26 protein-coding genes and 1 tRNA gene are annotated in these 26,333 nt (G+C 49.9%); 16 read left to right on the top strand and 11 right to left on the bottom strand.

Annotated features, from left to right (window positions below):
* Positions 1–23: 23 nt before the first annotated feature.
* Positions 24–521 (top strand): hypothetical protein, encoded by a 498-nt coding sequence (locus tag A3848_RS15555; RefSeq protein WP_074085837.1) that lies wholly within the window; start codon positions 24–26, stop codon positions 519–521.
* Positions 522–540: 19 nt separating this feature from the next.
* The gene (locus tag A3848_RS15550) at positions 541–1,632 is read left to right on the top strand and encodes a DUF4097 family beta strand repeat-containing protein (RefSeq protein ID WP_074085836.1); all 1,092 of its coding nucleotides are present in this window, start codon (positions 541–543) and stop codon (positions 1,630–1,632) included.
* 184 nt (positions 1,633–1,816) lie between these two features.
* Here the strand turns inward: A3848_RS15550 and A3848_RS15545 are convergent, their stop codons facing one another.
* Complete coding sequence (locus A3848_RS15545; protein ID WP_074085902.1) at positions 1,817–2,797, bottom strand: aldo/keto reductase; 981 nt, start codon at positions 2,795–2,797, stop codon at positions 1,817–1,819.
* A 275-nt stretch (positions 2,798–3,072) separates the two neighbouring features.
* On the opposite strand from A3848_RS15545, the gene leuB reads away from it, so the two are divergent.
* The 5 genes from leuB to A3848_RS15520 all read left to right on the top strand — a co-directional run bounded on the left by leuB (position 3,073) and on the right by A3848_RS15520 (position 8,694).
* Positions 3,073–4,155, top strand: a complete 1,083-nt coding sequence (gene leuB / locus A3848_RS15540) for a 3-isopropylmalate dehydrogenase (RefSeq protein ID WP_074085835.1) — start codon at positions 3,073–3,075, stop codon at positions 4,153–4,155.
* 239 nt (positions 4,156–4,394) lie between these two features.
* On the top strand, positions 4,395–4,934 hold the full coding sequence (locus A3848_RS15535; RefSeq protein ID WP_074085834.1) for a peroxiredoxin: 540 nt from the start codon (positions 4,395–4,397) through the stop codon (positions 4,932–4,934).
* Between the two features lie 224 nt (positions 4,935–5,158).
* Positions 5,159–5,566, top strand: a complete 408-nt coding sequence (locus tag A3848_RS15530; protein ID WP_074085833.1) for a hypothetical protein — start codon at positions 5,159–5,161, stop codon at positions 5,564–5,566.
* Between the two features lie 345 nt (positions 5,567–5,911).
* Positions 5,912–7,015 carry an ATP-binding protein gene (locus A3848_RS15525; RefSeq protein WP_074085832.1) on the top strand — a complete coding sequence of 368 codons (1,104 nt, stop codon included), beginning with the start codon at positions 5,912–5,914 and terminating at the stop codon, positions 7,013–7,015.
* Between the two features lie 113 nt (positions 7,016–7,128).
* Positions 7,129–8,694 carry a leucyl aminopeptidase gene (locus A3848_RS15520; RefSeq protein WP_256702394.1) on the top strand — a complete coding sequence of 522 codons (1,566 nt, stop codon included), beginning with the start codon at positions 7,129–7,131 and terminating at the stop codon, positions 8,692–8,694.
* 143 nt (positions 8,695–8,837) lie between these two features.
* On the opposite strand, the gene A3848_RS32350 is transcribed toward A3848_RS15520, so the two are convergent.
* The 4 genes from A3848_RS32350 to A3848_RS15505 form a co-directional block, all read right to left on the bottom strand.
* Positions 8,838–8,975: a hypothetical protein gene (locus A3848_RS32350; RefSeq protein ID WP_167374757.1), complete on the bottom strand. Its 138-nt coding sequence runs from the start codon at positions 8,973–8,975 to the stop codon at positions 8,838–8,840.
* Between the two features lie 95 nt (positions 8,976–9,070).
* Complete coding sequence (locus A3848_RS15515) at positions 9,071–9,265, bottom strand: FeoB-associated Cys-rich membrane protein (protein ID WP_074085831.1); 195 nt, start codon at positions 9,263–9,265, stop codon at positions 9,071–9,073.
* A gap of 45 nt (positions 9,266–9,310) precedes the next feature.
* A complete protein-coding gene (gene feoB / locus A3848_RS15510; protein ID WP_074085830.1) occupies positions 9,311–11,323 on the bottom strand; it encodes a ferrous iron transport protein B in 2,013 nt (670 codons plus the stop codon).
* A complete protein-coding gene (locus A3848_RS15505; protein ID WP_074085829.1) occupies positions 11,320–11,562 on the bottom strand; it encodes a FeoA family protein in 243 nt (80 codons plus the stop codon). The genes feoB and A3848_RS15505 overlap by 4 nt, the downstream gene beginning before the upstream one ends.
* 239 nt (positions 11,563–11,801) lie before the next feature.
* On the opposite strand from A3848_RS15505, the gene A3848_RS15500 reads away from it, so the two are divergent.
* From A3848_RS15500 to A3848_RS15490, 3 genes are all read left to right on the top strand, one after another.
* Positions 11,802–12,764, top strand: a complete 963-nt coding sequence (locus tag A3848_RS15500; protein WP_074085828.1) for an aldolase catalytic domain-containing protein — start codon at positions 11,802–11,804, stop codon at positions 12,762–12,764.
* 176 nt (positions 12,765–12,940) lie between these two features.
* Positions 12,941–15,064, top strand: a complete 2,124-nt coding sequence (locus A3848_RS15495; RefSeq protein WP_074085827.1) for a putative bifunctional diguanylate cyclase/phosphodiesterase — start codon at positions 12,941–12,943, stop codon at positions 15,062–15,064.
* Positions 15,065–15,137: 73 nt separating this feature from the next.
* Positions 15,138–15,211, top strand: a tRNA-Gly gene (locus A3848_RS15490).
* A gap of 174 nt (positions 15,212–15,385) precedes the next feature.
* Here the strand turns inward: A3848_RS15490 and A3848_RS15485 are convergent.
* Positions 15,386–16,741 (bottom strand): dipeptidase, encoded by a 1,356-nt coding sequence (locus A3848_RS15485; protein WP_074085826.1) that lies wholly within the window; start codon positions 16,739–16,741, stop codon positions 15,386–15,388.
* 532 nt (positions 16,742–17,273) lie between these two features.
* Between A3848_RS15485 and A3848_RS15475 the strand changes: the two genes are divergently transcribed.
* The 4 genes from A3848_RS15475 to A3848_RS32345 all read left to right on the top strand — a co-directional run bounded on the left by A3848_RS15475 (position 17,274) and on the right by A3848_RS32345 (position 19,715).
* Entirely contained in the window at positions 17,274–17,702 is a 429-nt protein-coding gene (locus tag A3848_RS15475; protein WP_143192408.1) for a winged helix-turn-helix transcriptional regulator, read from the top strand.
* Between the two features lie 46 nt (positions 17,703–17,748).
* Positions 17,749–18,702, top strand: a complete 954-nt coding sequence (locus tag A3848_RS15470) for a TRM11 family SAM-dependent methyltransferase (RefSeq protein WP_074085824.1) — start codon at positions 17,749–17,751, stop codon at positions 18,700–18,702.
* 41 nt (positions 18,703–18,743) lie between these two features.
* On the top strand, positions 18,744–19,361 hold the full coding sequence (locus tag A3848_RS15465; RefSeq protein WP_074085823.1) for an NUDIX hydrolase: 618 nt from the start codon (positions 18,744–18,746) through the stop codon (positions 19,359–19,361).
* A gap of 201 nt (positions 19,362–19,562) precedes the next feature.
* On the top strand, positions 19,563–19,715 hold the full coding sequence (locus A3848_RS32345; protein ID WP_167374755.1) for a hypothetical protein: 153 nt from the start codon (positions 19,563–19,565) through the stop codon (positions 19,713–19,715).
* Between the two features lie 144 nt (positions 19,716–19,859).
* Here A3848_RS32345 and A3848_RS15460 read toward each other — a convergent pair whose 3' ends face one another.
* From A3848_RS15460 to A3848_RS32340, 3 genes are all read right to left on the bottom strand, one after another.
* Positions 19,860–20,333, bottom strand: a complete 474-nt coding sequence (locus A3848_RS15460) for an ASCH domain-containing protein (protein WP_256702393.1) — start codon at positions 20,331–20,333, stop codon at positions 19,860–19,862.
* Positions 20,334–20,349: 16 nt separating this feature from the next.
* Entirely contained in the window at positions 20,350–22,353 is a 2,004-nt protein-coding gene (abc-f, locus tag A3848_RS15455) for a ribosomal protection-like ABC-F family protein (protein ID WP_074085822.1), read from the bottom strand.
* Between the two features lie 104 nt (positions 22,354–22,457).
* Positions 22,458–22,625, bottom strand: coding sequence for a hypothetical protein (locus A3848_RS32340; protein WP_167374756.1), 168 nt, complete (start codon positions 22,623–22,625; stop codon positions 22,458–22,460).
* A 168-nt stretch (positions 22,626–22,793) separates the two neighbouring features.
* Here A3848_RS32340 and A3848_RS15450 point away from each other — a divergent pair, with 168 nt between their 5' ends.
* Positions 22,794–23,171: a PH domain-containing protein gene (locus A3848_RS15450; RefSeq protein ID WP_074085821.1), complete on the top strand. Its 378-nt coding sequence runs from the start codon at positions 22,794–22,796 to the stop codon at positions 23,169–23,171.
* Between the two features lie 19 nt (positions 23,172–23,190).
* On the opposite strand, the gene chrA is transcribed toward A3848_RS15450, so the two are convergent.
* Positions 23,191–23,730, bottom strand: a complete 540-nt coding sequence (chrA, locus tag A3848_RS15445; RefSeq protein ID WP_074085820.1) for a chromate efflux transporter ChrA — start codon at positions 23,728–23,730, stop codon at positions 23,191–23,193.
* Positions 23,731–24,309 carry a chromate efflux transporter ChrB gene (chrB, locus tag A3848_RS15440; RefSeq protein ID WP_371916092.1) on the bottom strand — a complete coding sequence of 193 codons (579 nt, stop codon included), beginning with the start codon at positions 24,307–24,309 and terminating at the stop codon, positions 23,731–23,733.
* A 337-nt stretch (positions 24,310–24,646) separates the two neighbouring features.
* Here chrB and ggt point away from each other — a divergent pair, with 337 nt between their 5' ends.
* Positions 24,647–26,224 carry a gamma-glutamyltransferase gene (gene ggt / locus A3848_RS15435; protein ID WP_074085819.1) on the top strand — a complete coding sequence of 526 codons (1,578 nt, stop codon included), beginning with the start codon at positions 24,647–24,649 and terminating at the stop codon, positions 26,222–26,224.
* The last annotated feature ends 109 nt before the right edge of the window (positions 26,225–26,333 follow it).

Here is a 26,333-nt window from a genome sequence, read left to right as displayed (position 1 = left end):
AACTTCAAATAGGAGGATATGTTATGATCAAAAAAAGACGTTGGCTCACCTTTCTTCTGGCTATGATTCCGGGAATCGGACATCTGTATTTAGGCTTCAAAAAATTGGGTCTTGAGTATATGATTGGAGCAGCACTGTGTATTATCTTTATCCCTTCCATGCCAACGGTTTTCCCGTTCGCATTGGCTGCTCTGTGGTTCTATCAATTATTTGATGCCCTTCAGAAAGCCGCGTGGATGAAAATAGCTGCCGAAGAGCATGAACGTATGATGTTCCACCCTGATAGCTACGGTGTGCCCTGGAGTATGGGGATGCCTGCCAGTCCGGCTTATCCCAATGATGAAGTTAGTCCGGTCTGGGTCGGTTTTGGCTGTGTAACTGCGGGCATTCTGCTGCTGATCATTACCACCTTTCCAGGGCTCTGGGATTTACTCACCGATATGAATATCGGATCCATTCTGTTGTCCCTGGGGCTGATCGGCTACGGGCTGAGAATGCTGAAGAAAAATCCAAAAGTATAGAGAAATGGGGAAATGAACAATGGCGAGATGGAAGATCGGCAGTTTTACCGCAGCTTTGGGCTGCATCATGTTGGGGGGGATTATTGCACTGGCCCAATTTGATGTGGTTACTTACCAGGCGCTTGCTTATCTCTGGCCTGCACTACTTATACTGTTCGGGCTGGAGACGCTGCTCCGGATATTTATTAAGTCCGATGCCAAAACCCGTGTTAGCGGCTGGGCTATTGTCCTGATCGTGGTATTGGTTGCAGCAAGCGGTGCCCAGAGGGTGCTGGCCGATGGCTCGCTCAGCGGGATTTTTGGAAGAACACAGCTTGTGCCGGTAAACGGAACAGTGGATGTGCAGGCAGGGATCAAAAATGTGAAGATTGAACTGCCACACGGTAAGGTTAAGCTGAGCGGTGTGGACGGAAATACGCTTGACTATGAGGGGAAGCTGGAAGTGCCGGGGAAATCGGAGAGTGAAGGGTCAAGCGCACTGGAGCAGAAGTGGTCAGTTGTAGCCGAAGGAGACACCTTGACTATGAAGCTTGAAGGGGATTCCGGCTGGCTCTCCAACATTCATATTGGATTTAATTTCAAAGATCCCTATATAAATGTCAACCTTCCCAGCAATCTTGCAGTAGAGGTTGAAACCAGTGACGGATCGATTGAAGCTGGAAATTTGAAGTCTGGTGTTGAAATGAACACTAGTAATGGAAGACTGGACATTCATGATGTAGCCGGCGGTGTAGATGCGCACACCAGCAATGGGACATTAACTGTGCAGAATGTGCAGGGTGAAGTGAAGCTGGTTAGCTCCAATGGTGCTCTGAATCTTGGCAATATCGACGGTTCGTTGTATGCCAAGAGCAGCAACGGCAAGATCACGATTAACTCGGCGATCACCGGCGGATGGGAGTGTTCCTCCAGCAATGGCAAGATTGTAGTGGGCCTGCCAGCTGTTACCGATGCAACGATTACTGCAGATACCAGCAACGGCTCTCTGAAAGGGAATGTCAAATGGGATGGTGACGATAACAGTCACGGAACTGCTGTGCTCGGGAGCGGGACGCACAAAGTCTCCTTGTCTACGAGTAATGGATCAGTGACAGTGGATACGGCAGAATAACTAGGAGTTTAGACCGGATGCGGATAAAAAGAGCTGTTGTGCCTGGCAGAATGACTGCCATGAACAACAGCTTCTTTTTTGCGGTGTGAAGTGAGGGATCTGCTCCCCGCCTGTTGCTTCTGCTTGTTAACCCGCACTTGCTCCAGCAGTCGTGAGCGCGATTTGAGCTCACATGGAACTCACTCTACCAGGCATAGGCCTTCGGTGCTGCACCGCCCGGGCCAGGGAAGATCTCGTCCAGTCGCTTCAGTACGGACTCGTCCAGAACAACTTCAAGGCTGCGCAGTGCGCTTTCGAACTGCTCCAGCGTCCGCGGTCCGATAATTGGTGCCGTGACTGTGGGATTTGCCAGCAGCCAGGCCAGAGCGATGTTGTCCTGCGGTTCGCCAAGCTCAAGGCTGAGTTCGGCAAAAGCTTCAAGCTGGTTCTTGTGCTGTTCTACCCGATCTGCGTTCCCGCCGCTGCGGCTGCCCTCGATTTTCTTGAGCGCATTGCGTCCCAGCAGTCCCCCGTCGAGCGGACTCCAGGGGATAATCCCCAGACCGAGGTTCTGGGATGCAGGAAGAACCTCCAGCTCCGGCAGACGGCAGGTGAGGCTGTATTTATGCTGCTCCGATACAAGCCCCAGGAATCCCCGGGCTTTGGCTTCCTGCTGCGCTACTGCGATATCCCAGCCGGCAAAGTTGCTGGAGCCGACATAGCCGATTTTCCCCTGGCTCACTGCGAGTTCAAAGGCGCTCCACAGCTCATCCCACGAGACACTCCGGTCTACATGGTGCATCTGATACAGCTCAATGTGATCAGTCTGCAGACGCTGGAGCGAGCCCTCCAGATGCCGCCGGATAATATAGGACGAGAGACCGCTTTCATCATTAGGGCCGTCAAGCTTGTCGCTCATGGCGCCGTAGACTTTGGTGGCCAGTACTACCTTTTCCCGCCGACCTCCGCCCTGCTTGAACCAGCGTCCGATAATCGTCTCGGTAAGTCCGGAATTCTCACCCCAGCCATACACATTGGCCGTATCAAAAAAGTTGACCCCCGCATCCAGTGCGGCGTCCATAATGCGGAAAGCTTCCTTTTCATCCGTAATCGGACCAAAATTCATCGTTCCGAGACAAAGGCGGCTTACCTTCATACCTGATTTTCCAAGCTTTGCGTACTGCACCACACAACAACTCCTCTAACTGTAATGGCCAAGCCGGTTATCTAGATAAGTACATACTTATTGTAAACAACTTAAGAAACAAGAGCAAATGAACAGACAGGCCCTGCCGGGTGGGGAACCGCTAGTGCAATGGCCCGTCTTCATTTACTTTGCGTTATAGGCTGGGCCTATCACTCCCATAGAATCTATATCTTTGTCCTTTGGGCTTAGGTATGATACAACAATATACAGAAGAACTATGTCTGCGAGCAGCAGAAATCAGAGGAGTGACGGGAATGAGCGAGGTCAAAAAAATCGCCGTAATCGCCGGGGACGGTATCGGACCTGAAGTTGTGGCAGAAGCGTTGAAAGTATTGAAAAGAATGGAAGATTTGTTCGGTTATGCGTTTGAAACCGAGCAGGCACTCTTTGGCGGAATCGCCATTGATGAACGGGGAACTCCGCTTCCGGAGGACACACTCGAGATCTGCCGCAAGGCGGATGCCGTGCTGCTGGGTGCAGTCGGTGGACCGAAATGGGATAACAACCCGAAGGAACTGCGTCCGGAAACTGGCCTGCTGGGTATCCGTAAGGCGCTGGGACTGTTCTCCAATCTGCGTCCGGCTGTCGTTTTTGACTGCCTGAAGGATGCGTCAACACTGAAACCGGAAGTGCTGGAAGGTACGGATCTTATGGTGGTCCGCGAGCTGACCGGCGGCATTTATTTCGGAGACAAGCTGCGCCGTCAAGGTGAATTCGGCGAAGAGGCTGTGGATACTTGCGTATATAATGTTACGGAAGTGGAGCGCATCGTGCGCCAGGCCTTTGAAATTGCCGGCAAACGCCGCAACAAGCTGGCAAGTGTCGATAAGGCGAATGTTCTCGAGACTTCACGCCTCTGGCGTGAGGTTGTGAACAGAATTGCTCCGGAATATCCGCAAGTAGAGCTGGAGCATGTGCTCGTTGATAACTGCGCTATGCAGCTGCTGCGTCGTCCTGCCAGCTTTGATGTTATTGTGACTGAGAATATGTTTGGCGATATCCTGAGTGATGAAGCAGCGATGCTGACCGGTTCGATAGGTATGCTCGCCTCGGCATCGCTGGGCGAAGGCAGCTACGGTCTGTATGAACCGGTACACGGCTCTGCGCCTGATATTGCCGGACAAGGCCTGGCAAATCCGATCGCTACGATTCTGTCGCTCGCTCTAATGTTCCGTATGACCTTTGGTTATGAGGCAGCGGCAGCGGCCATTGAAGCTGCAGTGGCAGAAGTGCTTGATGCCGGTCACCGTACCAGTGATATCGCTGTAGACAAGAGTAAGGCTATCAGCACTACAGAGATGGGTGATCTCATTGTTGCCGCTATCCGTAAAGCCTAGGATGTAATCCAGCTGTTCTCCTTTTGAAGCAGAAAAACAAAAAACTTCACAGAAAATTGCTTATTTATAATAATTATAAAAAAGTAATGACTGTAATATTGACTTTAATTTTGTACGATGATACCATTTGGTCTATAGCAACAAGTATTCACCAACTCATCCAATCAAGAAAAGCATATTGCACTGGAAGTGGATTTCAACAATTGTTTTTCTTACATACTCAAAGGAGGATTTAAGCAATGGCAGAACGTTTGGTAGGTAAACCAGCCCCAGATTTTACAATGGAAACCGTAACGGGCGACGGTAAAGATTTCGGTAAGGTAAGCTTGTCCGACTATCGCGGCAAATGGCTTGTATTCTTCTTTTATCCGCTTGATTTCACCTTTGTATGCCCTACAGAAATCACAGCATTAAGCGATGCTGCAGCTGATTTCACGGCACTTGATACCGAAATTCTTGGTGTAAGTATCGATTCGGTTCACAGCCACAAGGCTTGGATCACTACACCTAAGGATTCGAACGGTCTTGGACCCATCAACTTTCCGCTGGCATCTGATATCACTAAGAAGGTTGCCAGTGATTATGGCATCCTGATTGAAGAAGAAGGGATCGCACTGCGCGGCTTGTTCATCATCGATCCTGACGGTGAACTGAAGTATCAGGTAGTTAACCACAATGATGTAGGCCGCAGTGTAGAAGAAACTCTCCGTGTTCTGCAAGCTTTGCAATCAGGCGGATTGTGCGCCATGAACTGGAAACCCGGCGACAAGAACCTGTAAGCAAGGGCTCAGTTAAGCACTGATCTTTGAGATATTTAGAAAAACCTCCTTGCGGGAGTAATTTCCGGCGAGGGGGTTTTTTGCACCAAATAGCCCATAGGCAACGGAACTCCCGTTTGAAAATGGGCGCAAAGGTTAATTTATAGCTTCAAGGCGAGGAATCTCCGCCGCCATTGTGTAATATAATATTAAATCAATGTAAATACCAAGGAGGGTGAACAAAAATGAGCTTTTGCTGTGGAGCGAGTATGGTTGGAACGAAGGGAACCCTAAAGCATTATCGCACGCAAGTCCATAATGTTCCCCTGCTTTTTTGCCCGGTCTGCCATCGGGTAGAGGTACATTATAAAGTTGAAAATGAATATGAAATCTTGGCCGAATATGCCCATGGAGACGGTGTCACAGATGTTGATTTCCAGGATTATGTGATGGAAGACGAGGAAGCTATTTTCGAGAATGTCATTAATGTAGAGAGTGAAGATCCGCTGCACATCGTGCGCAGCCAGATTGATATGGCCCTTGACCTGCTGGCTGTAGCCAAGCAGATCGAAGATACCAAATGGGAGCGGGAGCTTAAGAAACGTCTGGCTGTTATGAGTCAGCGGCGCCACCGCTTGCAGCAAAAAGCCTGAAAGAAACAGACTGTTTGTTGGAGCAGCCTGATATGTAGATCCAGAGCCTTCGCTATAGCGGGGGCTCTTTTTGCAGTCAGTTTAACTAAAAGAGGAGGGAAACTGGTTTCACAATAGGAATAAGTGTGTCTTTAGAATCATTTTAGGAATAATTTTGCAATTCGACAGTTTCTCTGATTGCGTTGTCTGCTTCTCTTGGATATGATTGGAATATAGTTGAAACGGTTGGATAATATAATACGATTTCCGAATGTTCTGGCGGCTTCGTCATATACTCATATACATAGTAATTTGATGTCGCTTAAGCGTCTTCGTCAAATGCAGTAAAAGGGGGAACTTCGTATCGTGATAAGCCAATATCAGGAAAGCTTGCTTCTGCCGGCAAGAACGTTTCAAACTGGGCCGATGACTACTACATATGAGGATGTACTCGAGCAAATGGACAGCGGAATCATGCTTTTTGATGAAGAAGGAGTACTAACATTTGTGAACAAGCAAATGTATGCTATTCTGGGACTGAGCAGACATTCGCTGTTGGGCTGCACTATGATTCATTTATTGTCTAATATCCAGATGAACCGGTTCAAGAAGAAACAGGTATTGCGCGGATATCGTGAAATCATGAAAAAAGGTAAGCCAAGCTATGAGTTTGTAGATGAATACGGCCGGTATTGGAAAGTAACTTTATGCAGTGGCGAACAAATGAAAGGCTGCTATCTGTTCACGTTCAAGGAAATCTCCGACTACAAGCTGATTGAGCAAACAGCATATCAGAACGACAGTCTGGTGATGTTGGGCAAATTGTCAGCTTCGATTGCTCATGAAATCCGTAATCCGCTTACAGCGATCCGCGGTTTTATACAATTACTTCATCCCCATCTTCATCAGCTGGGCAAGGAGGAATACGCCAAGATCATATTAGCGGAGATTGATCGGGCCAATGATATTATTCACGAATTTCTTATGTCCTCCAAACCTTCAGTGCCTCAGGTAGCCATGATTTCTGTGTCGGGGCTGCTTAAGGAAGTTGTCCTGCTTACCGAAAGTGAAGCATTAATGAAAGGCTGTGAGATCCAGCTTCAGCCGTTTCAGGAGGATATGATCATCTCCGGCGATATCAAACAGATGAAGCAGGTCGTTCTCAATATGATAAGAAATGCGATGGAAGCAATTACTGAAAAAGTGGATGACGCTATGGGCAGGATCGAGCTGGGGGCACGCAGGGAAGGTGCGGAGGTTCGCATCTTTATCTCTGATAATGGCAGAGGGATGGATATCTGCACCTTGGACAGGTTGTTCAATCCTTTTTTCACCACGAAGGAAAACGGGACTGGACTTGGTTTGTCCGTCAGTGACCGGATTATCAAGAACCATGGGGGATGCATTTCAGTCAGCAGCCGGCTTAACGAGGGGACGCGATTTGTCATTTCGCTGCCGCTGATTCAGTAATTCAATATCACACCTGTATATTTAGGTAAATTAGATTCATGAGAGGCTGATTCCCGCGCAGCAAGTTCTGTGTAGGAATCAGCCTCGCTGTGTTATGGTGGAGGAAAACATCATTGGGCTACTGGCGAGGAGGGATTATTATCGATATTCATTGGAGCAGCGGCAGCCCGTCAAAGTCACTACAGGGTGATGCCTTATGTATCGTTATATCTGAGGCTGAATGTGAAGGTGGCAATAAGGCTGCTGAATGGTCCAGACAAATAAGTATGCTGGCTAAAGCCGGATTATTCGCCGGCAAGCTGAACCAAACCTATGCTATCCCCGTAGAAGGAATGCCTGAGTTACCTGTTGTCATTCTGGCCGGCAGCGGAAGCGGCCTTCTTCAAGCGGAGGAACTTCGTGTTCTAGCTGCTCAAGCAGCTCGCGCTGCACTCAAGCTGAAGGCTGGCAGGCTTCTTATTCAGGTGCCTGACACCTTAAGTCTACTGACTGCTATTGGAGCTGATGAGGCCAGCCAAGCGCTCGTGGAGGGTATTATTCTAGGTGGATACCTTCGGATGCATTACAAGCGGGAACAGCCAGTCTACACCGGTCTTGAGTCTGTTGTACTGCATATGGAACGGATAGCGGAGACCGTAGAGACTGATCAATGGATACAAGGGATTAAGCAGGGAAAGGCATTTGGTGAAGCGACCTGTTTGGCACGCCATCTTACCAATCTTCCGGGGAATCTGCTGACACCTTCAACACTTGCAAGGGCCGCGATAGAAATTGCTGAGCGGCACGGATTCCCTGCAGAAGTACTTGATGAACAGGAGATCGAACAAAAAGGTATGGGAGGCCTGCTTGCGGTCGGCAAAGGAAGCGTACATCCACCGCGGATGATCGTAATCCGTTACCAGGGGACTAACCAATGGGAGGATGTTACAGCAATTATCGGTAAAGGCGTTACGTTCGACACCGGTGGTATTTCCCTGAAAAGAGCGCCAGGCATGGAAGACATGATCAGCGATATGGGTGGAGCAGCAGCGGTGCTCGGGGTCATGGATGCGCTGGGCACGCTGCGTCCGCGGATTAACGTGGTAATGGTTATTCCTTCCGCTGAGAACATGCCTGCACCAAATGCCTTCAAACCGGGAGATATCGTTACCTCCCTGAGCGGACGAACCATTGAAATATTAAATACCGATGCGGAAGGCCGAATTATACTGGCGGATGCACTTACCTATTCCCGGGAGTGGGGAGCAGAGCGGATTATCGATGTAGCGACCCTGACAGGTGCTGTGCTATCGGTTCTGGGTGACCTTGCAACAGGAGCTGTAACCAATAACGAGACAATGATGGAGGAATTAGAGACGGCTTCGATTAGAGCTGGAGAGAGGATCTGGAAGCTGCCAGTGTATCCCGAGTTCCGGGAAATGCTGCGGAGCGAGGTGGCTGATATCCGTAATGCGGCAGGGAGATACGGCGGAGCCACAACGGCAGGATTGTTCATCGGCGAGTTCGCAGAGGGTCTGCCATGGATTCATCTGGACATTGCCGGAACGGCATTTCTGTCCAAGGAACGCGGAGTGAATCCTAAGGGAGCAACGGGGGTAATGGTACGCACACTTTTACAATATTTACTTCATTTAAGCCCCTGCAAAGAAGAACGTTCTGGAAATACAGTCGAAGGCTAGCCATTTCCAAATCGATTACAACCAAAAGCCGCGAGACCTCTATTTCAAGGTCTTGCGGCTTTTGGCAAAGATATAAGAATTCGCCTATTCTGCAGGAGCTATAATAACCTATAAGCGTTGTCTAATCTGTTCCAACGTTCCGGCTAGATGTTCTTTTTGGCTCTCATCTGGGAAGTTATTGATTGAATGCCATTCATGACCTTGTTACGCGCATCCTTGTTTCTGAGCAGGTAGGCTGCTCCAAGTGCTGCTGTAGTCCATAACGTCTTTTTGGTATTCATGTGTATTCCCTCCTTGGGTTGGTCTGGCTGTAATTGCTTATTAGTAACATACCCGCATCCCAGGGATCCTAAACGAATCTGCTTGCATTGGCTGGTCAAGCCTTGGCTGAATGTTTGGTATCTACAGGTCCTCCGCTGCAGGAGAAAGGAGAATCGGATGAAGCGGCTGCGCAGGTTTTGCTTTTATCACAGCCGGCGCAAGCGCCCTGTTTGCCCTTCTGTACGTGACGGTAGATCATCCAACCGGAGTAACCAAATACAAGCGCTACAATTAGTATATTAATAATCATTGCTGTTCCCCGCTTTCGCTTAAATTACTCTTGGTTAACCAGGCATTAAGACAATCCGAGTAAGCTGCCGCCTTGAAAAATGACCAGTGCAACAATATACGCCAGCGCAACAGAGTAGCCTATGGAGAAAAAGGTCCATTTCCATGAAGCTGTCTCTTTCTTAATTACCCCCACAGTAGCCAGACAAGGAGTGTAGAGCAGGATAAAGGCCATGAAGCTGACTGAGCTAAGCGGTGTGAACACCTGCGAGATTTGGCCTTCCAGTCCGGCGGCATCCGAGGCATGGTAGATAATATTCATGGTGGACACCACCACCTCTTTGGCCAGGAAACCTGGAACCAGGGTGGAACCGGCCTGCCATGTGCCAAATCCAAGCGGATGCAGCAGCGGCGCAATCATTCCGCCAAACTTAGCCAGGAAACTGTTGTCCATGTCCACATTCAGTCCGGAAGGACCGGCGTAGGACATCAGCCAGATGATAACCGAACCGGCGAGAATAATCGTACCGGCTTTGCGCAGAAACCCCTTACCTTTTTCCCACGTGCTGCGTCCAAGGGTCTTCATTTGCGGCATCCGGTAAGGAGGCAGCTCAATGATGAAAACGGAGGATTCATTTTTGAACAGATATTTTGAGAACAATTTGCACAAAATAAGTGCGAACACCACACCCAGCACATACATCGTGAGTACTACAGTGGCCTGTTGGGCAGGGAAGAATACTGCTGCGAACAGCAGATATACCGGCAGCCGGGCAGAACAGGACATAAGCGGCAGAAGGAGTGTGGTCAGCATGCGGTCTTTAGGCTGTTCGATACTGCGTGCAGCCATAATCGCAGGTACATTACAGCCGAATCCGATAATAAAAGGAATAAAGGCTTTACCGTTAAGGCCCATGCGCTCCATCGTACTGTCCATTAGCAGGCAGACACGAGCCATATAACCGGAGTCCTCAAGAAAAGAAATCATCAGGAACAGAATGAAAATCTGCGGGACGAATACTACTACGCCACCAACCCCGCCAATGATTCCGTCCACGATAAGCGCATGTGTAAATCCTGATGCACCAATCGTCTGAAGGAGTGAATTCGCTCCATCGCTGAGCGGGCCGGAAATAAAGCCATCCACCATATCAGACAAAGGACCGCCGATCCAGTCAAAGGTTGTCTTGAACATGGCGTACATGAAGAAAATGAACAGAGGGAGGCCGAGGAAACGGTGAGTCAGGACAGCATCCAGCCGTTCGGTCAAATTATGCGGTTTGATAAGCGTAGTATCCATTGCAGCTGCACATAGAGAGCGGATAAAGTCCATACGCACTGAACGAATCCATTGAGGCAGCGTCAATGCCAGCTTGCGGCTCTGCAGTTCACTCTGACAGCTGTCGCAGATGGCCATAAGTCGTGAAGTATCTACGCGCTTTTTGAGCAGTTCTAGAACCACCGGATTTTGCTCCATTAATTGAAGTGCAATCCAGCGCAGATTCGGCAGACCCTGAACAGCCTGTAATTCTTTTTCAATAGAAGCGATGGCTTCCTCGGCCAATTCACCATAATCCAGTTTGAAGGTTACCCGGGGAATAGCCGAAGTTTTCTCCAGAACGCTAAGTACTTGTCCGCTGCCTTTGCCGGTTCTGGCAATCAGCGGGAGGACGGTAATACCAAGGCGTGATTGGAGCACTTCAGGATTGACCGAGATGCCGCGCGCTTTAGCCACATCCATCATGTTGAGTCCCAGGACAGTAGGTTTGCCGTATTCAAGCAATTGAAGTGTGAGTAGCAGGTTCCGTTCAAGCTGGGAGGCGTCAACGATATTAATGAGGGCTTCCGGGGATTCCTCGGTCAGATATTGCGTGGCCACACCCTCATCACGGGAGAGCGGGTGCAGTGAATATATGCCTGGAAGATCTATCAGCTTGCCGGCACCATTCTTCAGGCTTCCGACCTTTTTCTCTACCGTTACCCCCGCCCAGTTACCCACATATTCATAGGAAGAGGTCAATGTATTGAAAAGCGAAGTTTTACCAGTATTAGGATTCCCTACGAGTGCTATTGAACTCATGAGACATTCACCTCGATCATGGAGGCTTCCTTCCGGCGGATGGCGAATAGTTGACCGTTGCATTCCAAGGTAATGGGACCAAGAAAAGGCCCTTTTCCTTTCAGACGGATCATAACGCCTTCAGACACCCCGAGATCAGCCAAGCGGCGCCGCAAGATGGGATTCATTCCTTCAATTCTTTGGATGGAGCCCATGGAGCCCGGTTCTAAGCGCAGTAAGGAGCAGGATGTAGAAGCCATTTGTAATCCCCCTGAGAGAGATTGATAATCAATCTCAATTGTTTTCTTGTACTGTAGCATTTTAGGTGACATTTTACAGTGATATTTGTCATTGCGCAACCCCGGTAATAAGGGTTATGTGGATAATCTGAAATTTTCTTTACAATTGTTTCTTCGCTCAGTATGATTGAACGATAATAACTGCACAGGAAGTCTGTCCTGGCGGGAAAATGAAGGTTATAGTTGAAGGGAGAAACACAATGGTCAAGAGTAATCAGAGCAAAATTGTCGACTGCACCATCCGTGATGGAGGGCTGGTAAATAATTGGGATTTCAGTGTTGAATTTGTTCAAAATCTGTATGCCGGTCTGAATGAAGCCGGTGTTGATTATATGGAAATCGGGTATAAGAATTCGCCCAAGCTGCTTAAGGGAGCTGAGGGGGCTGGGCCTTGGCGTTTTTTGAATGATGATTTTCTTAGAAAAGTTATCCCGCAGAAGGGACATACCAAGCTCTCTGCACTTGTGGATATTGGGCGGGTGGACGAGAATGATATTTTACCCCGCAGTGAAAGTATGCTGGATCTGATCCGTGTAGCCTGCTACAGCAAAGATGTGGACAAGGCACTGCAGCTGGTGCAAACCTTCCATGATCTAGGTTATGAGACTACCATTAATATTATGGCATTGTCGAATGTTATGGAGAACGAATTGCTGGAGGCTTTTGAACAGATTCGCGAGAGTGTTGTAGATGTTGTGTATATTGTAGATTCATACGGAAGCCTTGACCATAAAGACGTTCATTATCTGGTGGAGAAGTTCCAGACTCATCTGCCAAATAAGCGTTTGGGCGTACATACCCATAATAATCTGCAGTTGGCTTTCTCTAATACACTAGTAGCTGCCGACAAGGGTGTAGAACTGCTGGATGCTTCCTGCTACGGGATGGGACGTGCTGCGGGCAACTGCCCAACCGAACTGCTGGTTACCCATTTGAAGAATACGAAATACACGCTCCGTCCTGTAATCGATATTGTTGAACGACTGATGATTCCTCTTCGTGAGAAGGAAGAATGGGGTTATATCATTCCGTACATGATTACGGGAACACTGGATGAGCATCCGCGTTCTGCAATGGCATTGCGTGCATCTGAACAGAAAGACAAAGCCGTTGAATTCTATGACAAGCTGACCACGCCTGAAGTGAATTTTGGAGATAAATAAAGGCTTCATAAGGAGCACTGAACTCTTCAACAGGGGGAAGTGCTTTTTTATTTGTTTTATTTGTTTTATAAGAAGCTGAATGTAACTTTAAGGAGCTATCAAACCGATATTTATACATAGGACATAAATATATCCATTCACTTATTATAGATATCAATTTCAGACGCGAGGGACCTATGAGACAAGAAGAGAAAAAGACCATTCATGCGGCGATTATAGGGGCCGTACTGTTCCTTCTGATTCAAATTTTTCGGACGCCGCTTGGGAATATAGAAGATAAAGATATGCTGTCTGCACTCTATCTTATCATTGGCTGCTGCAATGTGGCCTTCGCATTTGCGATTTTTGCCCAGGGCTGGCTGTTCTTTGCTAACCGGCTATCCAAAGCAAGACTGCACACTTCTGCTCTTTTTTTGGGTGTCTGCATTTTAGACTTTTTGCATACGCTAAGCTTTGCAGGCATTCCTGCAATATCTTCCTATATAAATGCAGAACAATCCCTATGGTTGCTCACCTTCTCCCGTTTAGCCAGTGCGCTGGGGATTTTATTCATTTTCAGCAGGGCAGATAAGCCGGTAGCAGTTGAAGATAAGCATAAGGTATTCCGGGTTTCCTTTGTGATGATCCTGGTGGCTTTGGCTGTATTTATTTTTGGCTACATGCTGACTCCGTGGATATCGGGTTATTCATGGGTCTCGGGACTGCAGCATTTAACGGATTTGGTTGTTCTTTTTGTATACCTGCTTGCGGTGGTGCTTATTGTATACCCTGGCAAAGCAGACAAGTCGGCTTCCATTCTGATTATTATCCGCTCATTGATCTTTTTTGCTCTCGGACAGGTATTCTTTATGAATCCGCTGAGCGTAGGGAAAATGGATTACTTGTTTGGCATGCTTAGCAGTGGAGTCGCCTATTACCTTCTGTTGAAGGGAGTATACCGGCTTACGATCGAAGAGCCTTTTCAAGAAAATGAGCAGGCTGAAGCCCGGATTAACTATTTGGCATACCACGATGACCTGACAGGACTGCCGAATAGACGCCGCCTTATGCAGCGAATGGAAGAAATCGTGATTCAAGGTGAACGGGATAAAAGCCGCGGATTCGCTGCACTAGTGATTATGAATATTAACCATTTTAAGAATATCAACGACTCTCTCGGCCATTATGCCGGGGATCTTTTGCTTCAACTGGTCTCGAAGCGCATTGGAAATGATGTGAAGTTGAATGAAGAGCTGTACAGCATGGGAGCGGATGAATTTGCTTTTCTGATGTACGACCGGACTGGCGTAGAGAATTGCCTGATTCGGGCGGGTGAACTTTTGAAGCTATTCGAAACGCCTGTACAGCTGGAATCAGGAGAATACCATATTTCACTCAGTCTGGGCATGAGTATTTACCCTGGTGACGGAGCTACGGCAGAACAGCTGATTCAGAATGCAGATACTGCTGTGCACAATGCCAAGGACCAGGGGGTTGAAATCCGCCGGTACATACCTGCTATGCAGATGAAAGCGAAGGAACGTCTGAAGCTGGAGAATGATCTGCGCCGGGCACTGGAGCGGGACGAGTTCTACTTGGTATATCAACCGCAAGTTCAGCTCGATTCGGAAGAAATTGTGGGCATGGAAGCACTGCTGCGATGGGATCATCCGAAGCGGGGACTGGTATCTCCAGTGGACTTTATTCCTATTGCCGAAGAGAGTGGACTGATTGTTCCGATCGGGGAATGGGTTCTAAAAACAGCATGCCTGCAGAATAAAAGCTGGCAGAACGCCGGATACCGGCCGATTTGTGTCTCGATTAACCTGTCCATGCGCCAATTTTTGCAGCCGAATCTGGCGGGTAAAATCGATGCCATTCTAAAGGACATCGGGCTCGACCCGTGTTATGTTGATCTGGAGATTACAGAGAGTATGACATTAGACAAAGAAACTGCATTCGATCAATTGAACCGCTTGAAGAGACTTGGAGTTTTTATCAGTATTGATGATTTCGGGACCGGATACAGTTCCTTGCATTATCTGAAGGATATGCCGATTGACCGGCTGAAGATTGACCGATCCTTCGTGTCAGAAGTTATGGAGGACAGTAACAACGCAGCTATTGTATCGACTATAACGTCTATGGCCCATCACTTAAAACTGAAAGTAACAGCGGAAGGTGTGGAGAATAAGGAGCAGCTGCAATTCTTACGCCAGCAGCATTGCCATGAGGCACAAGGTTATCTGTTCAGCAAACCGGTTAAGGCTGCCGAATTCGAAATGTTTTTTCTAAAGTCCTCACTGGGAATGCCTTCTTAACAAGTAAACGAATCCGAAGGGTTGCATTTTATTCTTGGGAATGATACAATATCTTTTGTCTTCACTACCCAATGCGGGTGTAGTTCAATGGTAGAACTTCAGCCTTCCAAGCTGATAGCGTGGGTTCGATTCCCATCACCCGCTCCAACTTTTAAACTCCGAAATCCTTGTTATGCAAGGGTTTTTTGTTTGTGTATTTTTCGGTAAACGTTTGTCTGCTTCATACCGGTAGAGCAGAAAATAGGGCATATCAAAATAGAAAGCCAGGGTCTCCGCGAAATGCTGGAAACCCTGGCTTTTAGCATACCCGGCTGGGCGCGCTTAGACGGTCTTCAGGAATTCGACAATGGTCAGCAGGCCTTTATCGAAGTTCTCGAGATTGAAGTGCTCATCCGGAGCGTGGAGGTTCTCGTCATCCAGACCAAAACCCATCAGCACTACCGGTGCTTTTAGAATGCGTGAGAAGCTTTCCATGATCGGTATAGACCCGCCGTCTTTGGTGAAGAGAGCGCGGGTGCCGTATACTTTGCCGTAGGCATCAGCCGCCGTCTGCAGGATTGAATGGGAAGGGTCAATGTTGAAGGCGCGGGCTTTCTCCATTTGCTTCACCTGGACCTTCGCCCCCGCCTGGATATTGGCAATAAGGTGAGCTTCGACAGCATCCAGAATATGCTGGGGGTCCTGGTTACCGACAAGGCGGCAGGTGATTTTGGCGTGGGCTTCTTTAGGGATAACGGTCTTGCTGCCTTCACCCTGGAATCCGCCGTAGATACCGTTCAGTTCAAGCGTTGGCCGGGCACCAACCCGCTCCACGAAGCTAAAGCCCTCTTCGCCATACAACTGCTCCAGGCCAAGACTTGCTCTGATTTTGTCTTCATCAACGCCTTGCTTGGCGAATTCTTCACGCAGCAGCGGAGATAGCTCAGGGACACCCTCATAGAAGCCCTCAACGGCGACACGGCCCTTGTCATCATGGAGCGAGCTTAATAAAGAGACCAGCGCATGAAGCGCATTCGGTACACCGCCGCCGTATGAACCGGAGTGAAGATCGGTCAATGCTGTATTTACGGTGACTTCCAGCGAGCAGAGGCCGCGAAGGCCGGTGCAGATGGCAGGGCGTCCGCGTTCCAGCAGGGAGGTATCAGAGACCAGCACGGCATCCGCTGCCAGCTTGTCCTTACTAGCTTCCAGGAAAGGCGGCAGATTGACGCTGCCGATCTCTTCTTCACCTTCAATACACAGCTTGATATTGACCGGGAGGGTGCCTTCCTGCTTCAGGATGGCTTCAATGGCTTTGATGTGCATGAATACCTGGCCTTTATCATCGGTTGCTCCGCGCGCGTACAGCTTACCGTCACGGATTTCCGGTTCAAATGGCGGTGTGGTCCATAGGTTAAGCGGATCGACCGGCTGCACATCATAGTGGCCATAGACCAGAATAGTTGGTTTGCCGGGGGCATGAAGATAATCGGCATAGATCACAGGGTGGCCCGCAGTGGGATGAAGCTCAAGATTCTCCAGCCCGGCGCGCTTTAGTGTGTCCAGAAGCCAGTGTGCTGCGGACAATACATCATCCTTGTGGGTAGAGAGAGCCGAAATGCTGGGGATTGTCAGCCATTCTTTCAATTCGGCAAGCTGAGCTTCACGCTCAGTCTGAAAATAAGCTTCGTAAGACATAGTGTATATGTACCTCCTTGGAGTTTCGCTGCGCAAAACAGGCAGTGCAAGCCCTGAGCTTGAAGCTCAAGGCAATGCACCGCAGGCTTTTTTTGGCAGTGTAATGCCTCCATTATACTGGAGAACTCACGATGGATCAAAGGAATCGGAAATCCCTACCAGAGGATGGTTGCGGGAGTAACACCTTGAGGAAAAGTATCTTCGGCTTGAGTCTTGTTTGTGTATAAGTCATACCAGGCATCGGCAATAAGACCCGGATCGGAAGCGGTGCCGGGCTTGATAAATGCGCCTATGGCCAGGTGCGCTACATAGATTTCCTTTGGATCAAAGCGACTTGAAAACCGTTTGTACCAAATTTCTTGGCAATGGACAGGCCGAGTCCTGGCCCTGCACCTACGATTGCTAATGTTTTAGGCATTCTTTATCAGTTCCCTTCAGGTTGTTGATTACTTTCAGTAACCATGATAGACTGAATGAGCTTAAGCGGCAAGAAGGCACTATTACTTGCTTAAGTTACATGGAGGTAACCATTTTGGACCATACAATGAGTCATCGGCTGGAGGATACCCGGCAGCTGCCAATGCTGGAAGATTGCACGATTACACGGCAGATTCTAGACCGGGTTGGGGATAAATGGAGTGTGCTGATCATTGTCAATCTGGGGGTTGAATCCTTGCGGTTCAAAGAGCTTCAGCGGCGATCCGGCGGTATCTCCCAGCGCATGCTGACGCAGACGCTCCGCCATTTGGAGCGGGATGGACTGGTCTGGCGCAAAGCAACCCCTACGGTACCTCTAACCGTTGAATACGGGCTTACGAAGCTTGGGGAATCCCTGCTGCAGCCACTAGCCTCTTTGGTGGAATGGGTGAACGGGAATCGTGGAGAAATAGCTAAAGCACGCAGCGGTTACGACAGTGATCATCAAGATACGGAATTGGCGGGTTATCCCGCTGTAGAATAGGCAGAACCTGCGCATGACGCGGAAACGATAGGAGCGGAATAAGAGAGTGTCAGTGAATTCAAATACAAGAACTTACATCTATACCTACGCCTGTACAGGGGATGAAGAATCCTTATGTGGCATGGAGCTGCGGTGTCTATTTGGCCGGGAGATTCCGGCAGCGATTTTTGAGAGCGGGATTCGAGTTGATGTCAGCCGCAGCCCGTTTATCAAGGAACGGATTGATGTCATGTATGCCGGAGACAGCCTGGAGGAGATCTATAGTCAGACCGAGCAGGTTGAAGTGCAAGGGCAGTCATTCAAGGTGATTTTTGTGAAGACAAATGATTTGTCCCCGGCGGAAAAAATAGAGTATGATGAACGCAGAGTGATCGAGCGGGAAATCGGCCTGCGAATCGAGGGGGAAGCGGATGTCAATCACCCGCAGCTGGTGTATGGTATTGTGACGCTGGGCGGACGCTGGTACTTCGGAGCCTATCATAAGAATAAGGCAACGTGGTTCCGTCAGATGAAAAAACCGCGCAGCTACTCGATTGCCCTAAGCACGCGTGTAGCGCGGGCGGCTGTCAATATGGCAATTCCTCATCCTGCCGGTGTACGGGCTATAGACCCTTGCTGCGGTATTGGCACAGTAATGGTAGAGGCGCTGTCAATGGGCATTGATATCGTTGGGCGTGACATTAATCCTCAAATTGTTGCCGGTGCACGCACAAATATCGCCCATTTCGGGTTCAGCAGCACTGTTACGCTGGGAGATATCGCGGACATTGAAGATCATTATGATGTAGCGATTGTAGATATGCCCTACAACTTATATTCGCGGATTACACCAGAAGAGCAGCTTGCGATCCTGGTCCATACCCGCCGAATTGCTGACCGGGTTGTCATTGTCGCCATTGAAGCGGTGGACGAGATGATAGCTGATGCAGGCTTCACTATTATCGACCGTTGCATAGCGAAGAAAGGTGCGTTCTCCCGGCATTTGATGCTTTGTGAGTAAATGGTGATTTTATGCCGATATCTACTGGAGGCGGTGCGGTTATGGAACAGAAATGGTTAACCTGGGCCAAGGAGATACAGGCGATTGCCCAGACTGGACTTACATATGCCAAGGATGTCTATGATATTGAACGTTATCAGGCCTTGCGGGAACTGAGCGTGGATATTCTCGCGAACTACACCTATGAAGGCAAGGAGAAGATCAGACTCGCTTTTGCCAGTGAAGAGGGCTATGCTACACCTAAAGTTGATGTGCGCGGCGTGATTTTCCGTGAGGATAAGATTCTGATGGTCCGTGAAAAGCTGGACAGCAACTGGGCACTTCCCGGCGGCTGGGCTGATATCGGACTTTCACCAAGTGAAGTCGTGGTCAAGGAAATTGCGGAGGAGTCAGGCTTCAAGGCTGAAGCAGTGCGTCTGCTGGCAGTGCTGGACAAGAAGTTCCATCATCATCCCCCTGAGCCGTACCACGTCTACAAAATGTTTATCCTCTGCCGGATTACGGGCGGTGAAGCGGCTGAAGGCGTGGAGACAAGCGGTGTGGCCTTTTTTGGCGAGGACGAGCTGCCGGAGCTGTCGGAAGAACGGAATACAAAGGAACAGCTGCGAACGATGTTTCAATTTTTGCGGAATCCCGAAAAACCGGTCATTTTGGACTAGAACTATGCATATGATATATGAATAATTAAAATATAAGTTTTAATGGAGTCAAAAACTGGTTAATGATAATTATGTAAGCCTTTGCAAAACCAATCCGCTGAGCCTTTATATCTAAAAAATCACCGATAATTTTACTTTTTGGGCCAGGCGGTCTACATTTTTTCCTCTACTGTGACGATAGATATTTTAGGAGGGGATCGCATGGAACAAGAAGAATTGAGACTTCCGCTTGCGCAGGAGAGCATGACACGTCCTGCAGAAGGCAACATTGCCAATGGCTTGGTATGGGGCATCCTCATCAGCATTCCTTTATGGATTTCAGTTATAGGCTGGGTTATGGGTTTTTTGCACTAGAGCTTACAGCAGGGCTACTACTTCTAACAAATTGAAACTATACAATGAAGGCTGCCTCTTCGTGAAGAAGAAGCAGCCTTTTTGATATATAATTTATTTGTTTCACACAATAAATTATCCGTTCACTAGATTCGCCGATTGTATTTATTTGCGGAAGGCCAGTTCGAAATTCTCGCAGACTATCCGCATATCTGGATTAAAGGTCATACCATAAGCCTTCATCTCTCTAGTAAAATACGCTTCATGATGAAACCGCCATGATTCCAGGGTTCGGTCATCTTCCCCCTCGGAATAGGCAAATTCCGCAGTCACTTCGTGAAAGGGGATAATTTCACATTTTGTGGTTGTGATTATTCCGCGCGGGGCACCTTGGCTGTCCAGCAGGATAAAATGCCCGCCAATAAAAGGCAAAGGCAGTCCGCGTACCTCATTCAACTCATAATTCATGGCCGTTCCGGTCTTGACTCCCCTCAGCACTAGTGCAAGCAGCTCATCAGCCAGCCGGGCATTGTCCCCAAATGACCAGGCACTGTCGTACAACGCTGCCGCTTCAGGATACTCCTCCAGATAAGCATTCCAGTATTCAGTGATTATAGGGTTTTCCTTCACGTTCTTCACCACGTTCTCTCTATAATTATTGCTCGGTTTCGTTCATCCAACAGGCATACAGTTCATCCAGTTTCTCCTGCACGGCGTCCCGGATGAGCTGGAGCTCTGCGAGCTTATGTGCATCGCTGGAGATCAGCGGGGCAAGCATTTCAGTATCGATAGAGCCAATCTGCTCCTCCGTTTCGGCAATCCTCTGCTCCCAGTATCCTGGAGGGCGTGACTTCCCGGAGGCGGCAGCAGAGGAAGAACTGTTGCGTTTGGCTTCGCCCTTCTCCATTCGCCTTGCCTCTGAAGTGATAGCCTTAGCGTCAGATGGGTTGCTGCTGGACCTTAGGGCAGGATATGGTTGCAGTTCTCCTTTACTGCTGCTGTTCGAAGATAGCAAGCGTGCAGCCTTCTCAGCCTGCTTTTCCTTGAAATACTCGTAGTTCCCGGAGAAAGCGCTGAATCTTCCTTCCGCGATGGACCAGAGCTTCCCGAAGCAGCGGTTGATGAAATAACGGTCATGGGATACCGCCAGCACGGTGCCGGGGTATTCCTCGAGTGCCTCTTCCAGCGCCTCGCGGGAATCGATATCCAGATGATTGGTGGGTTCATCCAGAATCAGCAGATTCGGACGGCGGTGCATCAGCACTGCGAACCGCAGCCGTGTCCATTCGCCCCCGGAGAGACTTGCGATACTCTTGAACACATCACTTCCGTAAAAGAGAAACCGCGCCAGCTGTCCACGGGCTTCACCCTCCTCGAGACCTGCCTCCTCGCGGAAGTACCGCAGCACTGACAGTGTTCCGTCTTCGGGAACAGCTTCCTGTGCCAGATAGCCGACAACCGCTCTGGAGGCGAGTGTGCAGCTTCCCTCGTCTGGTAGTTCCTGGCCCAGAATGATCCGAAGCAGCGTACTTTTACCTGCGCCGTTGCCGCCGATCAGTGCAGTGGTCTCACCATACCGCAGAACTTCACTGGCTTTCGAGAAGAGGGTACGGTCTCCGTAGCTTTTGCCAATCCGGTCAAGAATGACAACCTGGTTACCGGTACGGTCCTCTTGCTGGAGCTGCAAATCCATAGCTTTGCGCTCCAGAATCGGACGTTTGACCTTTACCATCCGGTCTAGTGCCTTCTGCATTGAGGCAGCCCGGCGGTGGAAGGAAGGATTCGGCGGATTGGAGCGGTTGCCCCATTCAATTAGCCGTTTGATGCTTTCCTGCATCTGCTTGATTTTCTTTTGCTGCTCCTGGTAGTCGGCAAATTGCCGCAGCAGCCGGGCTTCCTTCTCGATCTGGTAGCCACTGTAATTGGTATGGAATGTGAAGGCTTCACCGTCTTCGATCTCAATCACTTTCTTCACTACAGCATCGAGGAAGTAGCGGTCATGGGAGATAGCTACTACTGTTCCGTCGTAATCCTGCAGGAACTGCTCCAGCCATTCGATGGCTTCCATATCCAGATGGTTCGTCGGCTCATCCAGCAGCAGAATATCCGGACGGCGCAGCAGCAGCTCCGCCAGGCCGACTTTGGTCTTCTCGCCGCCGGAGAGGGAAGAGAAGCGGCGGTCATATTGTCCGGCACCGATGCCAAGGCCTGTGGCTACGCGCTGGATAGAGGATTCAATTTCATAGCCTCCAGCGGCTTCAAATTTCTCCTGAAGCGTACCGTATTCCTTAAGCAGCCGATTCCAGCTCTGCCCGCTTGCGGCAGCATCCGGTACGGACATTTCCAGCTCGAGCTCCCTTAGGCGTGCCTGCCACTTCAGGGGTTCAGCAAAGCTCCGCTGAAGGACTGCATATACGGTTTCTTCGTCATTCACTTCCTGAATTTGGGCCAGCAATCCAACGATGCTGCCTTTACGGATGGAGATTTGCCCCTGCTCGGGACGTTCTTCGCCGCTGAGCAGATGGAAGAGGGTAGTTTTGCCGCAGCCGTTGCGGCCAATCAGACCGATTTTTTCGCCTTGGCGTATATCAAAGGTAACATCGCTCAGCACGAGCTGGGCACCGTGGTATTTTTGAACATTTTGACATGAGATGATCATAGGTATTCTCCTTTTATAGGAATGCCCTATCGCTGCTCTGGTCCATCTTCAAAAACAAAAAGACCGCAGGGAAATTTCCCCGCGGCCTTGATCGTTCTCCGGTCTTATAGCGTCCGTTGAAGCGTAGGCAGGAAAGGCATTTCACAATGTTGTAGTGTTATTGAATTCTTGTAAATGGACAGACTTCTCCCGTTGTCGGCATTTACATGAACGATGCCAGCCATAATATTAATCAGCCGGCTGCTAACACTATTGGTCCGATTGTGATCCATTCCTCCTACACCTCCTTCATACAAATTTAGGAATAGTGTAACCAATATCGGCTGAATATGCAAGAGCAAAAGTAGAGCGCCTGTGCATATCTGATGGAATTCTTAAGTAGTATGAGTATATGGCAGAGGAAGATTTGCCAAATCAAACTAGGAAACGGGGACTTGGCGATGGCGATTTTTAACGGATTGCTGGGCAATGCCACCCAGGTGGCGCTGACAGATGTTCAGCGGGAATACGCGCAGATTCTTGCGCCTCAGGAAAACATTGAGCGGGCCTATAAACTGGTCAGAGATATGTTCATATTTACGGATAAACGGCTGATTCTCGTGGATAAGCAAGGGGTAACCGGCAAAAAGACAGAATATCATTCGATCCCTTACAAAAGCATATCGCATTACTCTGTGGAGACGGCCGGTCACTTTGATCTGGATGCGGAGCTATGCCTGTATGTCTCGGGAAGCGCGTTACCGCTGAAGAAGACCTTCAATAAGTCCGTGAATATTTACGAGGTTCAGGCGGTGCTGTCCCAGTATATTTTAAAGTAAGCTCAGGGTGGCAAGGCTGCTAAACCGTATAACGGAGCACCAGTCCGCCATAGGTGAATGCAGCCAGGATCACCAGCGCAGGATGCAGTTTAAGCTTCTGTATCGCCCAATAGGCGATTGCAGCAATGATCAGCGTCTGCCAGATGCCGATGGATTCGGCGGGGCCTTTGGCCATTTTCAAGGTAAGTATAATCATCATAATAGCGATTACTGGTTGTACAAGCAGGGTCATGCCTTTCACTACGGGCGACTGCTTGTATTTTTGCATAACGCCCAGCAGGAAGATCAGTGCCGCCGCGGAAGGAACTACAGTAGCGATCAGCGCTGCGGCCATCCCCGGCCACCCGTAGACATCATAACCGACGAAAACAGCGATTTTGGTAGCGATCGGACCGGGCAGCGCATTGCCAAGTGCCAGCATATTTGAGAACTCCTGATCGGTAAGCCAGCCATAATGCGGCACGATTTCCTCATACATCAGCGGGATGGAGGAGGGGCCGCCGCCATACCCTAGCAGATTAGCCATAAAAAAGCCGTAAATCAGTTTTAGCCATTCCATTTAGGCGGTCCCTCCTTTTTGTTTTTTTGCGAGTATCCGGTAGTGAACGGTTCCATAACCGAGGAACAGCACGATCACAATCGCCGGATGGATATGCAACACTTCAAGCAGAACCAGGGCGAGCAGCAGAAAAGCGGCGCCGATCCGCTTGCCCAGGCCTTTAAAGGCTTTTTGGGCAAATTCGTAAGCCATGAGTCCCAGCATCACTGCGATGACAGGCGAAACGGCGGCGATCATTCCCCCCACTACCTTGGAACCGCTCAAATAGTTGACTACGGAGAGGAGGGCGATCATGGCGATCCCGCTCGGGAGGATATGCGCCAGCACAGAGAGGATTGCACCTCTGACTCCTTTCAGCTTATAGCCGAGATAGGCAGCCATCTTGGTGGCGATAGGGCCTGGAAGGGCATTCGCGATAGCCAGTGTTTCTCCGAATTCATCATCTGTCAGCCACCCGTAACGGGTCACGGCATCATGGCGGATTAAGGGAATCACGGAGGGCCCGCCGCCGTAACCGAGTATGCCCGTCCTGCACATAGCAACGGTGAGCTGTATATATGGGTTGTCTTTGTTGTTCACGTGACACCTCCTAATATATTTGCTGAGCGTTCCCAAAGTTGGCTTCATTCTTACAAAGCGGGTAGCGCAAGTGCAGACGAATCAGTTGGCAGGCTTGGTAGCTGCGTTGATTGCATTTGCCCCATACTCACCCCGGAGGCGATAGTCTGTTTTTTGAGCTTATTCTATACAATTCATCGGTTCCCAGCTACCTGGAGGAAGGCGGTTCCACGAAACTTTGTGCACAGCTCACAAAAAATAGGAGCGGCTCGTGCGTTTTCTTTTGCCCGGATTGACAAAGGTTTTTACGGTGCTGTTAAATGACACTAACTTGAACGACAAATGGGAGATGGGTAGCATGACGACAGGTCCTGTAATCGGCACAAAAACGATGGTGGTCAGCCCCCATTACCTGGCTTCTGCCGCCGGAGCGCGAATTCTGCAAAACGGAGGCAACGCCTTTGATGCGGCGGTAGCGGTCAGCGCAACGCTCGGTGTGGTCTATCCGCATATGACGGGACTGGGCGGCGATGCTTTTTGGCTCACTTACAGCGCTGGTGAAGGGCGTGTCCGGGCTTACAACGGCAGCGGACGTTCCGGTTACGGCGTCCGCAGAGACTGTTACGCCGGCGAGGATGCGATTCCGAGACGCGGGGTACGCAGTGCCATTACGGTACCCGGAATGGCGGACAGCTGGTCAGCCGTCCAGCGCGAGTATGGACGCCTGACCCTGGGGGAGGTACTGGAGCCGGCGATTGGCTACGCCGCGGGCGGTTTTCCGCTGTCGCCGGACCAATACGGCAACAGCATGCTGGCAGGAGCGGCGCTGTCACCGGCGGCGTCCGCGATCTATCTTCCCGGCGGTACGGTTCCGGCAGCCGGGAGCAGGTTTGTGCAGAAGCAGCTGGCTGCGTCGCTGCGGGTCCTGGCAGAGGGGGGCAGGGACGCCTTTTATAAGGGGAAGATCGCCGAAGATATAGGTCATTATATGCGGGCTTCCGGCGGGTATCTCACCCGCGAGGATTTTGCCGCTCATGAGGGGAACTGGGACGAGCCGATATCTACGGATTATCATGGCCACACGGTCTATCAGGTTCCGCCGAACTCTCAAGGGTTCACGGCGCTAATGGCGCTAAATATCCTGGAACACTACAATTTTGGAGACATCACGCATGGCTCCTATGAATATTACCACTTGCTGGTTGAGGCTTTGAAGCTGAGTTTCCGCGACCGGGACCGGGTACTCACGGATCCGGCATTCAGCAGGATTCCGCTGGAGCAGTTGCTGGATAAACGGTATGCAGAGCAATTGGCGGCTTCGATTTCACCTGCGAAGGCAGCAGCGCTTGGCAGTGAGCCGGTGGGCCGGGATACCGCCTTTGCGGCGGTAGTAGATGATGAAGGAAACGCGGTTTCCTTTATCCAAAGCCTGTACTTTGAATTTGGCTCAGGCATCGTTGCTGGCGATACGGGGATTCTGCTGCAGAACAGGGGCTCATTTTTCTCGCTGGACCCCGGGCACATCAATACGCTGGAGCCGCATAAGCGAACGTTTCACACGTTGATGCCGGCGATGGCCTGCCGTGACGGCAAGCCGGCCTATCTCTATGGCACCCAGGGCGGGGAAGGCCAGCCGCAGACGCAGAGTCTGCTTCTGACCCGTATGCTGCATTACGGGATGGACCCCCAGGCAGCTGTGAACGCACCGCGTTTTGTGTGGGGCAGAACCTGGGGCGAGCCCACCCAGGAGTTGAAAGTGGAGGGCAGAGTGGCACCCGGGGTACTAAACCAGCTATCCGAAGCCGGACATCTGGTGCGCACCGTTGGGGACTTTGATGGAATTGTGGGGCATGCACATGCGATTGCTGTCGATGGCAACGGCTATCGCAGCGGAGGAACAGATCCTCGCTGCGATGGGGCCGCTATTGGCTGGTAGGCCGGGAGTAGGATGGATTTCTGTTCAAAGTAGAATCTGTTGCACCTTTGTACAGTAACGTAGACTTGAAGCTTGATGAACGTAGTGAAGCTCCTTGGAACTTAAGCGA

Source organism: Paenibacillus sp. P32E (assembly GCF_001909085.1).
GTDB classification, from domain to species: Bacteria; Bacillota; Bacilli; order Paenibacillales; family Paenibacillaceae; genus Paenibacillus_AQ; species Paenibacillus_AQ helianthi.
The sequence above is the reverse complement of the archived record's forward strand: the minus strand, read 5'-3'. Positions and strand labels throughout refer to the sequence as shown.